The sequence below is a fragment of the Klebsiella sp. JB_Kp004 genome, assembly GCF_040065795.1.
Classification (GTDB): Bacteria; Pseudomonadota; Gammaproteobacteria; order Enterobacterales; family Enterobacteriaceae; genus Klebsiella; species Klebsiella quasipneumoniae.
In genome coordinates, this window is the sequence record NZ_JBEAKW010000008.1 from 78801 (window position 1) to 91449 (window position 12649).

Annotated in this window: 10 protein-coding genes; 3 read left to right on the top strand and 7 right to left on the bottom strand. The window is 48.8% G+C overall.

Annotated features, from left to right (window positions below; translation table 11 throughout):
- Positions 1-23: 23 nt before the first annotated feature.
- Positions 24-1613, bottom strand: a complete 1590-nt coding sequence (locus ABLX76_RS10675; protein ID WP_049014088.1) for an arylsulfatase — start codon at positions 1611-1613, stop codon at positions 24-26.
- A gap of 620 nt (positions 1614-2233) precedes the next feature.
- Between ABLX76_RS10675 and ABLX76_RS10680 the strand changes: the two genes are divergently transcribed.
- Together ABLX76_RS10680 and ABLX76_RS10685 are read left to right on the top strand one after the other, a co-directional pair.
- On the top strand, positions 2234-3859 hold the full coding sequence (locus ABLX76_RS10680; RefSeq protein ID WP_135721146.1) for a mechanosensitive ion channel domain-containing protein: 1626 nt from the start codon (positions 2234-2236) through the stop codon (positions 3857-3859).
- A 60-nt stretch (positions 3860-3919) separates the two neighbouring features.
- Positions 3920-5110, top strand: coding sequence for an outer membrane protein transport protein (locus ABLX76_RS10685; protein ID WP_135721147.1), 1191 nt, complete (start codon positions 3920-3922; stop codon positions 5108-5110).
- 254 nt (positions 5111-5364) lie between these two features.
- On the opposite strand, the gene ABLX76_RS10690 is transcribed toward ABLX76_RS10685, so the two are convergent.
- The 6 genes from ABLX76_RS10690 to ABLX76_RS10715 form a co-directional block, all read right to left on the bottom strand.
- A complete protein-coding gene (locus ABLX76_RS10690) occupies positions 5365-5988 on the bottom strand; it encodes a LuxR family transcriptional regulator (protein ID WP_135721148.1) in 624 nt (207 codons plus the stop codon).
- Positions 5989-6119: 131 nt separating this feature from the next.
- Complete coding sequence (locus tag ABLX76_RS10695; protein ID WP_135721149.1) at positions 6120-6632, bottom strand: fimbrial protein; 513 nt, start codon at positions 6630-6632, stop codon at positions 6120-6122.
- 10 nt (positions 6633-6642) lie between these two features.
- Positions 6643-7701, bottom strand: coding sequence for a fimbrial protein (locus ABLX76_RS10700; RefSeq protein WP_224222690.1), 1059 nt, complete (start codon positions 7699-7701; stop codon positions 6643-6645).
- Positions 7685-10219 (bottom strand): fimbria/pilus outer membrane usher protein, encoded by a 2535-nt coding sequence (locus tag ABLX76_RS10705; RefSeq protein WP_348874494.1) that lies wholly within the window; start codon positions 10217-10219, stop codon positions 7685-7687. The genes ABLX76_RS10700 and ABLX76_RS10705 overlap by 17 nt, the downstream gene beginning before the upstream one ends.
- Before the next feature lie 28 nt (positions 10220-10247).
- Positions 10248-10925, bottom strand: coding sequence for a molecular chaperone (locus ABLX76_RS10710; protein WP_348874495.1), 678 nt, complete (start codon positions 10923-10925; stop codon positions 10248-10250).
- A 57-nt stretch (positions 10926-10982) separates the two neighbouring features.
- Positions 10983-11513 (bottom strand): fimbrial protein, encoded by a 531-nt coding sequence (locus ABLX76_RS10715; protein WP_023289719.1) that lies wholly within the window; start codon positions 11511-11513, stop codon positions 10983-10985.
- 435 nt (positions 11514-11948) lie between these two features.
- Between ABLX76_RS10715 and ABLX76_RS10720 the strand changes: the two genes are divergently transcribed.
- Complete coding sequence (locus ABLX76_RS10720) at positions 11949-12608, top strand: helix-turn-helix domain-containing protein (RefSeq protein ID WP_348874496.1); 660 nt, start codon at positions 11949-11951, stop codon at positions 12606-12608.
- Positions 12609-12649: the final 41 nt, after the last annotated feature.

A 12649-nucleotide genomic window follows, 5' to 3' on the forward strand; every position in this document is an offset into this window, starting at 1 on the left:
GGCAGTCTGTCCGCAGGCTTTCATCATTTATTGATATTTGAGCCTTGTTCCAGCATTGCCGAAGCATCAGAGATCGTGAATGAACCTGGCTTCTGACGTGGTGGGAACTCCTTAAAGGTGGCCAACATTTCTTTGGCGTACTTCTGCGCGCCGCCCATCAGGAACATACGATCGTAGAACCAGGAGTTGTATCCCATACCGTCGCTGCCTTTCTCCAGCGGGTCAACTTCGAGATCAAAGATCATTGGCGCACGCAGTTTGGTGAACGGATAACGCCATAAATCAAGACCGGTATGCTCCTGAATCATGAAATGCGCTTTCCAGCGTCCGTAGCGCATAGCCAGCAGATCGCCGTCATCGCTCCAGTAGAAGAATTCTTTACGCTGATCCTCACCTTTGCCCTGCAGGAAGTCGAGCTGGTTATAGCCGTCGAGATGAACTTTATAAGTAATAGATGGCGTTTTATAACCTTTTAAAAGCTCTTGTTTGATATTAGGGTTACCCGCTGCGGCAATGAGGGTAGGGAACCAGTCGTAGCTGGCAAAAATATCATTAATTAGCGTGCCTGGTTTAATATGACCTGGCCATTTGATCATCGCAGGGACGCGGAAACCGCCTTCCCAGCCCGTATTCTTCTCGCCACGGAACGGTGTGATACCGGCATCTGGCCAGGTCGCGGTCATGGGGCCGTTGTCAGTGGTATAAATGACGATCGTATTGTCTTCAATGCCGAGATCTTTAATTTTCTTCAGCACTTCGCCAATCATTTTATCGTGTTCAACCATGCCATCGGCATAGGTCCCAAGGCCCGTTGCACCAATGCTGGCATCTTTCAGGTGGGTTTTATTGTGCATCCTGGTGGTATTGAACCAGGTAAAGAACGGTTTGTTGGCCTTAACCTGGCGCTCCATGAAGTCATTATTCGCAGCCAGGGTCTCTTCATCCACGGTGCCCATACGCTTCACCGTTAATGGACCCGTATCTTCAATTTTGCCGTCTGCGGTACTCTTAATTACGCCGCGCGGACCAAATTCCTTACGGAAGGCAGGATCTTTCGGATAGTCTGAGTTTTCTGGCTCTTCTTCGGCATTCAGGTGGTAAAGGTTACCCAGGAATTCATCAAAGCCGTGAGCGGTCGGCAGGAATTCATCGCGATCGCCCAGGTGGTTTTTACCAAACTGACCGGTAGCGTAGCCCAGCTGCTTAAGGATGTTCGCAATGGTTGGATCTTCTTTTTGCAGACCCTGAGGTGCGCCCGGCATTCCGACTTTACTCATCCCGGTGCGGAAAGGCATCTGGCCGGTAATAAACGATGAGCGTCCTGCGGTAGAGCTTTGCTCAGCGTAATAGGAGGTGAACTTGGCGCCTTCGGCAGCAATACTGTCGATATTTGGGGTTTTATATCCCATCATGCCCTGGTTGTAGGTACTCAGGTTCCAGTAGCCGATATCATCGCCAAAAATTACCACAATATTTGGTTTAGCGGGATCTTGTTTCGGGGCATTTTCTGCGGCAGTCGTTGCGGGTGCTGCATGGACTGTGGAAACCACGCCAGCCGCTAACGTCAGCATGCTGGCAATCACGGTCCTTCTAAAAGGGACACTTTTTTGCATTAGGGACACTCCAGTCTTTATGATGGCAAGTTGAGTATAGACGGGTAAAAACGCTTACATTAATTTTAGTAATAAAATTAATAGGTTTGACGAAAAAATCAAGTATCGTCAATGAAATATTACTAGCGGTTATAGTGAATTCTCTGTCACACATCGGAATACCAGATTAATTCAAAAGCGCGACTATATAAAAGTAAATGTTGTTTATTAATAAATTAGCGTCGCTGCGGCATCCCGCGTCAGTTACGAAGCATCAGTTTCATCGTTGTGCCAAATAAATGGAAGGAAAATCCGAATATCCCTTTAACTTATTCTCATGCAAAAGTTTAGTGTATTCATGCTGAATCGATTAACCAATCGTATTATTTTATAGACTACGAATTATGCATTACTGGTGAAAAATGTTATCCTTTGATCAATATTGATGTGAACTCACTTTCAACTTCGAAATAGTCGGTTGTATCCGTTAGTCGGCGGGGGGAGAGATATAAGATAGGCGAACAATATCTTCTGGTGCGTATTGCAGAAGCGAACGGCTAGTCTATGCTCAATTGTTAAAGAGAAATAGTTCAAAACTTTTCAGAACAATAACAACAATGTTTCGTGGGTTGAGGGTGGAAATGAAGCAAATTCTGTTCATTTGGCTGGCGAGCTTGTTCACGATAACAAGTTTCATTTCGCATGCCGCAGAGCCACGACAGGAGGCGACGCCGCAAGAGCGTGCCCGTACGGTATATATCTTTCATCAGCCGATAGTCATGCTGCAGGCTAAATTTGGACTTACCACGCCGGAAGAGCGGGTATTGCGAATTAGAAATACGCTGCGGAATTTCACTGAGGAGGATGTTCGCCAACCTCTCAAACTGGTGTCTGTTACCCGTTATAACCAGCCTGGAAAACTCATCGTGATGAACGGTAAGCCAGTTATGCTGCTTACCGAAGGTGATCTTGACGAAGGGGATGACCTCACGCTCGATCAGGCCGCGCAGCGGGTTATGGCGCGTATGGAGGCGCAGAGAACCGCTCTGCGCGACCAGTATAACCGCAGCTGGCTGATGCTTTCCGCCATAAAAGCCGTTGGAGGTCTGCTTGGGCTAGTCGCGCTTTGGTACGGTGCATATCGCTCATGGCGCAGGGTAAAACATCTATTTCGGCGACGTATCATCGAGAATCGTAGCTGGATCCCCCAAAGCTGGCGACGCTTTATCGGTGCTATCGAAGCGCGACTTTATGCCACATTCATGATCTTGCTGGGCGTCATAGCACTGTATGTCTGGCTGAGCTGGGTATTAAGCCTGTTCCCATGGACACGCGTATGGGGAGCCTCACTGGGCGATTGGTCTGTGCGCGCTTTTCAGGGCATAGCGCTTGCTGTGGTATCTGCCTTGCCGGGCCTGATGATCGTGCTGATTATTTTTATGCTAACCGCTGTGATTTTGAAACTGCTTAAAGTGGTTCTCAATCAGGTGGCAGCAGGACGTTTGCAACTTCCTGGCATTCATCCGGAAACGGTCGGGGCGACTCGTAAACTGATCGCTGTGGTGGTATGGCTGTTTGCGCTGTCAGCAGCGTACCCCTTTTTGCCTGGCGCTAACTCGCTCGCGTTTAAAGGGATCAGCGTCTTCTTTGGTCTGATGTTGACGTTAGGTTCCGCCGGGGTGATGAACCACGCCATGAGTGGTCTTGTACTGATTTATTCCCGCGCGCTGCGCAAAGGCGATGTGATACGCGTGGCCGATAACGAAGGGCTGGTGAGTGAAATTGGTATGTTGGCCACCAAGATCATTACCCGAGAAAATTACGTGGTCACGGTGCCTAATGCGGTGGTTGTGAGTGGAAAAATCACCAATTTGAGCGCACATGCTCACGGTGGTGGCATCAACCTGACCATCAGCGTGACGATTGGTTATGACACACCCTGGCGACAGGTTCATGCCATGCTAGAGCTCGCCGCCAAACGGGCAAGCTCAGTCGATCCGGCTCAACCACCGCTGGTACGCCAGCTCAGTTTGATGGACTGGTATATCGCCTACGAATTACAGGTACAACTGAAAGCAGGGCAATCATTAGCCGCAGCACGCAATGAACTTTATAGCCATATTCAGGATGTATTTAACGAATTCAACGTACAGATTATGTCCCCGAATTATGTTATGCAACCCGAGGGTTCAGTCACTGTTGCCAAAGAAAACTGGTATTCAGCCCCGGCGGTTCCTCCTGATGGCAGTAAAAATGTGAGTGCGTAACTTATTTCCGTCCTTCCTGACAGAGAGGGACATTTTGTAATATAAATTGGCAGATAGCACATGAAAAAAAAATTGATACTGGTATGTTTTGGGCTCCTTATTTCGCAGACCACGCAGGCGAGCGCACTCTACTTCTACGAAATTGGCACAGAAGATACGGCACTGGCAGGCGCAGGGCAGGCTGCTCGCGCTCAGGATGCATCAACGATTGTCACCAACCCGGCCGGGATGACTCGTTTGCCTGACCATATGTTTACCGGGGGAGTTCAGGCGATGGACGGTGATGTATCTTATTCACTTAACGATGACGCCGGACGTAAGAGCCCTGGGGATATTATGCGCTTCTTCCCTAATGCCAGCGCATTCTATGCGCAAAAAATCAATGATGATCTCTATGCTGGCCTCGGCATTTACGGCAACTACGGCCTGGGGATTGACTTTGGTCAGTGGGCTGGGGACAGATTAATCAAGAAAAGCACCATGGTGGCGATGACACTCAGCCCTTCAATCGCTTACAAATTAAGCGATAGAGTGTCTGTGGGCGGCTCTGTAAACATCAACTATGGCTTCCTGTCATTAACACGTAACGTCGATAATACTGATGAAACGCAGAAGGATCACGACTGGGCGTTAGGGTATCGTCTTGGCTTGCTGATGCAGCTGACGGAACAGACCCGGCTTGGTATAGCATGGACGAGTAAGACAGAATACGATTTTGATATTGATGGTAAGGCGCGCTTGCCGAATTTAGCCAACGTTGAGTACGAGCTTCCTGTCTCAGCGCAGGTACGCGCGCCTCAGCAAATTATGCTGAGCCTGGTGCATGATATCAATAAACAATGGTCGGTGATGGGCGATCTCGGTTGGCAGGACTGGAGCCAGTTTGGCGCCCCACAAATTGCGGTGGTGGGGCAGGAACTGGATAAAAATAGCCGTCTGAAGGATTCCTGGCATACGGCATTAGGCGTGCAGTATCGTCCTACTGAACAATGGCGTCTCAACGCTGGTGTTGCCTTTGACAGCACGGTATACGATTCGCAGAGTAACGTAGCGCTGACCTTACCGACGGGTGATGAATGGCGTTTTGCTACAGGCGCCCAGTACCAGATTACACCGCAGAGTAATATTGGCGTCGCCGTCTCCTACTTGCATATGCAATCGTCTCACGTTCAGTCGCCTGCTATCTATAGCGGTAGCTACAACCACCCATATTTATGGTTTGCTAATGTAAACTATAGTTATCAATTCTAATGGGCTGATGTCTTTACCGTTCAGTGAGCGCGGGGAGGGATGTACAAATGATTTTTTGTGCCCTCGTAAAGGGGCATCACCGCCTTTGTACGGTGGGTGTGGCGTTTATCCTGAATCAGTTTGATTAATTCGCCTGTATATCCTGAGCGCTGGTTATCCACGATCCCTCGGGTCTTTTTTTGAGACCCGGGGGCGCTGGTAAGTGGCGCTGGGAAGACGCCCGGCAGTCTGTTTCTGTGACTTGCCAGCTATCATTAATTTACATTTATAAAGCCCTTGGGCCAGTCGTTATTTATTGTCAGCTTATTGAGCAGGAGCATTAACTCATAATCGCTATGTAAGTTAAATTTCCTCATCACCATATATTTATGCGTATAGACCGTTTTCTCACTCACCATCAGTTCTTCGGCAATTTGCATGACTGACATTCCCTCATTTAAATAGCTCATGATGCGGATTTGCTGTGGCGACAGTTTGGTAAGCTGGCAATCACAACATGACCCGGTTGAGTGCCGATAATTTGTCTGCTGCAGCCGGTGCCAGGCGGTATGCATTGCTGTACGTAACTGCGTCACGGAATGTCGGCGAGAGAGAAAGATAATATCCTGAATGCAAGAGGGTAGCGCTGAGACACGCATGTCATCATCAACAATACCAATCACAATGCTTTTTTTTCGACTCCGCAGTTCAGGGCGGCAAATAAAACATTCTCCTGGACATAATGCCAGCACAATAACGTCCGCTACCTTCACGCTTTCTGAGGTAAAGTTAAAAATGAAACTAACTTTAGTGTTGTGCTGAGAAAAGAAATCATTAAAAAAAAAGGTCAGTCCACGCCTAAAGAGGATATCCCACTCTTTTATTACAATGTTAACCATTTACTATACCGAAACATAATTATTAAGCGCAGCTGCATTGGGGGAATAATAGACGCAGCTTTTTTACCCTGTTAGCTTCCTGAAGGGGATGACGACTCACGCGCCTATGACCCGCTATAGCCAGCAACCCGTCAGTTATATTGCATTGTCAAAAGGACAACGGCATGAATGGAACCTGGCGTCGGCCTTCCCGCCACTGAGGTCACCATGGCGCTCATCGGAATCGTCGCCGTTCTGTCTGCGGCAATATTTTGCGTGATGCTGGATCCGCTGCCCATCAACAAACCTGTAGTAGCGTCAGACATCGCAATGGCCACACGGGTTGCCGTGCCACTGTTTTGGTAATAATTCATGCCCGCTTCCGGGTCAGGCGTTCCGCTAAAACGGGTTGTCACGCTTAGCGTACCCGGCGGACAGCGGGTAAACAGGAGATTAAAGGTAACCGGATCGGAAGATGACCCAGGGGTGAACATGTTTGTGGCCTGGATATTACCTAGATCAACATTCATATTTTCACTCCCCCCGTTAAAGACGCAGGGCGCTGCGATAATACGACCTGTGACTTTGATATCGACATTGTCTGCCGACAACGCAGGCAATACTATTGCGCATGCCATCAGCAACACGAGTTTATTCATTTTCATTTAACAGCCCTTATTGATAGGTAAGACTCAGCGTTGCGGAGGCATTGGCGATGCCGGTGGTTACCGTTGTATTGGTCTGATAGTAGCGTGCGGTTAACGGAAACATCTCCTGGCCGCCATTGGTTCTCTTCAGAACAAGATTATTGCCAAGGATGAGAGGGGTATTGTTATAAACCAGCTGCACGCCAACCCCCTGTGCGACGCCTGCGCTTCCCTGACCGGTTAACGCCAGCACGGTATTATCGCTGACGTCTGGATTTTGTGCCCCGGAGAGCATGACGTTAATATTGGCTCCGGCATCACAGTCCAGAATGAGATTCTGCGTTTTCTGCGCATTAGCGGGGGTTGATCCCACCGCAGAACCAAACTCGCTGACCAAAACGTCCCCCAGTTCAAATACCATATTCGACGTTGTCACCGCGCATGCCACCTGGGTAATAGATCCGGCCCCCGCATTGACGGGGATCTCAGGAGCTTGTTCTCCGCCGAGATATTGCATCGTAAAGGCGACAAACGATGCCAGTTGTCCCGTTACTGAGCCAGATGTAATATCACCAATCTTCCAGAATTGTATAACCGGCTGATAATCATGAATAACTAGCTCGCCTGGGTTTGAAGACCAACTGGACATTGAAGCGTTACCGCGGTCAATATAATCGGTGCCGCTAAATGTCGACGCGCCTGCTTTGGAGTTCATGTAAAAGCCAAAAGAAATACCCACCCCAGGCACATTGGTTTGATAAACGCGCCGCGCGCCGTACGTCGCGACATAGGGTAAAATAGCGCTTTTCATTCCTGAGCTAGACCCTTCATTGCCGGTTGTGACGCAGGTATAAGCATGTGCTAAAGAGCCATATATCTCATTGCTTATCGCCTGGCCAACGGGAACATCGCGCTGAACGATAATATTGCCATAATCCACGGTATAGGGAGAGCCGATGTAAGTATAATCACAACAGAAGCCACTCAATGGAAACAACACAGCCAGCATTAATAATGCAGATCGGAAAAGTCGCATACCTATGCACCTGATATAAAAATTCATTTCAACGTTATCGGCAAACAGCATTATCGATAATCACATCGTTATTCAGCTTCGTCATGTTTATCGAGTAATGAACCCTGCAGGTGTTTGCGGATTGATTTCCCCATTTCACGGTCAGGTTTACCTCGGGATCGAGACCCGTCAAATAGACCTGTCCGCTATCACCCACGATAAAACTGTTATGATCTGTTCCATCAACGCTGGCCATTGCGCCAAACGGCACTAACTGGCCGTTTCGCTGGCTCAAGGTCATCAACATGCGAACGCCTACGCTTGCCCGATAGTTCGCCCTGACAATCGCGCCACGCGTAGGAACCACGGTTTTGACCGTTTGCTCTAACTCAACGTTAGCCGGTAATGTTTCAGTGATTAATGACACATCATTTTTGCGATAAGGCATTAAGTTAGAGGCAACCGTATATCCGCGATAATCGGTTGTCGCTCCGGTCATATTCTGGATGCCTACGCCGGCAGCCCCGGGGGCGGCAATCAGCACGTTGGTTTCACCCAGGGGCTGAGAAAACGTCACGCCATTGGCATGCGCAACCACACCTCCCTGAATCCCATAATTCAGACGATCGGTATTTTTGTCATAGCTGTACCCGGCTGTGATTTCGCCATAGGTGCCGCGATAATCACCATTCATATTGCCGGTGTAGGCCACGTCGTGAGTGCCGAAACCCTGTTGAATATTCCAGTTGAGCGCATTATTCGGCAAAGCAACGCCATTTAACCCAGCGCTGTGTGTCGTACCGTTATTCTTGCTGGTATTCATGCCATAGTTTGCCCATGTCTGCGGCAACAGTTTTTCCAGGGGAATGCTGATATTCAGCGCCAGCATCTGGTTTTTATCGTCGCTCTGGGGTGAGCTGTACGATCCCGCGCTCCCATTCTTACTCAGCGTCCAGGTCAGGCCATAACCGATACTGTGCCAGTAGTTGTTATACCCAACGCTCCATGATTCCATCGCCTTACCCGAATTCCAGTAATCTTCACGCGCGGCGTTCAGCATCAACGATCCCAGATGGTCTCCCAACCCCTGGCTCAACGTCAGCTCAGCACGGTTGCGGCGTCGGTCCTGAAGCGCCTGACTGTCACCGTAAGAATCCAGGACCTCTTGCATGCCATAGTAGCCGCTGGTCGAATAGCGGTAGCCGGCAATCGCGAAGTTGGTGCCCGTTGCGGCAAAATTTTTACTGTATCGAGCCCGCCATGATTGCCCCCTGGATTTCGGCATATTTTGCGGCGTGGACCAGCCCTGGGTGATGTCGCTGGAGATTGCGCCAAAGTCACCCATGTTTTTACCGACACCCGCGGCGAGGGACTGGTACTTACTCGACTCCTGTAATCCGCCGTAAAACGTAAAGCCATAGGGCAAGCCGAGAATAACGCTCATCTGAGCAAAGGGCGTTTTGTCCACGCTGCCGTTGTAAGAACGATATTGGCCGCCCGTTAACGCATATTTTATTCGGCCTTCACGCTGTAATACGGGAAGGGAGGCAAATGGCACGCTAAAGTGCTGCTCACTGCCATCAGCCTCTTTAATAGTGACATCAAGATCGCCGGCGCCGCCGGTAGGATACATATCCGTGATTTCAAAAGCCCCCGGCGCCACAAAGCTCTGGTATATCTGATAGCCATTCTGGCGAATTATCACCTGGGCATTGGTCCGGGCGATACCACGCACCACTGGGGCATAGCCCTTGAGGGAGTCGGGCAGCATGTCATCATCGGAGGCAAGTTGTCCTCCCCGGAAAGGCATGCTGTCGAAGACATCTGCCGGGGCAGAGCTATCACCCAGCGTGAGCTGCGACTGTAACGGGATTATCGTACGCTGAGCATAGGTATAAACCGTCTTCCAGGCATCGTGACCCTGTGAATCGCGCGACCAGGTGGTGTAATTTCTTAACCGCCAGGGGCCAATATTCACGCCAGGACGCAGGTTGGCATACTGATTATCGCTGGTGCTGCTGTTGCTATTTTTTGCCCAGTTATTGGCCCCACTCAGACTGTAGTTGAGCAGGGCGGCGTTAATCCCTTGATCCCAGCGATCCGGCGACACCGCTCCGCGCGCATGCGCTGATAGTGCCGCTTGCGGAATGCTCAATACCAGACGCTGCATGGCAAACTGGAAATCCGTACTGGCCTGAGGGATCGCGGACAGGTTCGCACAGGATGTTTCGCCTTTTAACGCGGGAAAAAGCCCAGTCTTTACTCCCCAGCTTTCTAATTGCTCAATGGATAAACAGGGGACTAATTTGTCATCACCGCCAGGCTCTTTCAGCAACACAAACCTGATATCGCGGGTATCAACTAACCGATCGTCCAGGACGATATCAACATGATAATCCCCGGGAGCTTGCGCGCCCGATTCAAAACCAGAAAGATCGACTTTTTCTGTCCCCGGATTATCCAGTTCAACCAGTTCTGGATTAAAAAAATCGCGACTATAGCTATTTTGCGTATTACCGAAGAGCGCGATGGTTATCAATAATGCCAACCGTGGAGAACGTGCTTTTATATAATCCATTGCCATCATCATAAATCCCACTCAGTGTCTTTTCGCCGGTCTACAGACTGGCTTTGTGTTCTGCCCCGGGACTGCCATAATCATTGATAATTTTGAATGTCACTGGCCCGCCCGTTACGCCGGAGGGTAAATCAAACGTCGCTGTGCTACCGGGTAATACATAACTGACATCGGGTAATTTTTTACCTGATAGTGAAATTTCGTTAAAATTCATGACATGCCGAGTCGGATTGTTTACCTGTATCTTATTACCGACGCGTTGCCAGCGTAATTTATCGACCTGCTCTTCAGGGGATGCGCCTTTCATCGCCGCCGGACGGTAGATGAGCTTGATTCTGGTTTTAATGGCAATTTGCAACGTATTGTCAACTTTAGCTGCAGAGGGTATGGCTTTTATATTAAGCCAAAACAAGCTCTCTTTATCCTGAGGTAATGCTCCGGTGGCAACAATGCGCTCGACGTTTTGTTGGCCATTATTCAGTCGATATAACGGCGGCGTAATGATGAAAGGCGCCTTTTCGGCACCGCCACCCGGAGTTTCGATCCAGGACTGGATCAGGTAGGGGGTTTTATCAGGATTATTTATGCCAATTGAGGCTTCTTTTTTATTACCATCAAAAATGACCCGCGTACCACCAATAACGACACCGGCCTGAGCAACGGATAAACCAAAACTCAATATCGTGGTGGTAAGCAAGATACTGCGAAGAACATTCATTTTAGACCTCTGAAACATGGGGCCGTATCGACCCCATCAGCTTTTCTGGACAGAAAATCAGTTATATACAATGGAGAAGTTAGCAACAGAGTTGGCCGTACCCGGCGTTACTGATGCCGTGGTGGAGATATATTGCGCGTAGAATTTCAGCGTATTGTCCTGGGTGCTGCTAAGGGTGTAGTTATAGCTGTTCTCACCGTGCAAAGGCAGGTCGACTTTATCGGCAGTCATCAGGTTAATCGCCACCCCTGACGCCGCACTGGAGGTTGAGGTATCAATAGCCAGCAGGTTAGGGTTGGTCAGATCGGGGGTGCCATCAAAGCGTACTTTTGTCGAAGTTACCGTGGTTGGGCAGTTTTTAAGCACGATATTAAAATCCTTTGCAGCCGCTTTTGCGCCACTGTTCGGGAATTCAGTTTTATAAAAGTTACCGAGATTGACCTGCTGGTTTTGCGATGCCACATCGACTTCACAGGCAGTATCAAGAATATTGCCGACGAAATTCACGGTGCCAGCGGCAGCAAAAGCGTGAGACATAGACAGCGCTGCAGTTGCGGTCAAGGCAACTAAAACAAGACTTTTTTTCATTACGTTGTTTCCTTATTAACTTGGTTTGCCACTTATATTCAGGCAATAGGGTGCCGATGAGCGTTACACTCTTTTTGTACCAGCGCCTTATTTATTACTGTGCAGCATGGCAGCCATAATTAATTACGGTAAGATCATGAACTGTTCTGCTGGCTGGCTAAAATTTATCTAATCACTTTCTTAAACTCAAATGATTTGTGGGTCTATAAGTAGACTCTCACTTAACGAATAAGTAACATTTTTTTATTGTGTTTATTAAGGCCCGGTCTATTTTTAGACTCAAAGGTCATGAGGCACAAAATCAATTACTTAGAGTACATCTTTAGCACGGTCTACTTTTAGACCTCAAACCAATATTTCGCGGCTTCTTCGTTTTTAAGATAATTCGTCGGGTCGATCAATAAAGCGATCACCGTAGAGGAATTGAGGCAGCATATGAACACGCGCTTAACCACCCCGGAAAACCAGGACAAATCAATTGCCCTGGAATTAAAACCATTTCGGCACATCGAGACTCTGATAAATCATGTGTTGCCAGCAGCAGAAAGAGTAGTGATCGGCAGAGGTGAGGTCGTGCATTATTATAAAGATGATATCCGGCAATGTTTTTTACTATTGCAAGGTAGCGTCGCGCTGCACCGTCGCGGCGATGGCATTGTTTTAAATTCTGAATCATCACCCTTTATTCTGGGCGTCAGTAGTCAGTTTTCCTCAGAGCATCTCTATGTGAGAGCGCTGGAGACGTCAGAGATCGCCCGGGTGTCACTGGATTGTTTTAATCACATCGTGGCGCAACTGGATCTATGGGAGCATTTTTCGAAACTCCTGATTTATACGGCCTCCCGGGTGTATGAGCATTGCGCACAAATCTCGCAGATGTCGGCTTATGACATCATCCGCTTTCAGCTTGTTGAACTGATGCAAGAGCCGGATGCGATACGGCAACAAATTACGGCTGCAGCCTATATTAAGAGCCGAACCTATCTTTCACGGAGCGGGATTATGCGAATTCTGGCAGAGCTGCGAACCGGGAACAACATCACCATGGAACGGGGTATACTTCTTGATATCAACCATTTGCCTCGAAAATACTGACGATGAGGATACCCGCAACAGGAAGCCAGGCTATAATCAGA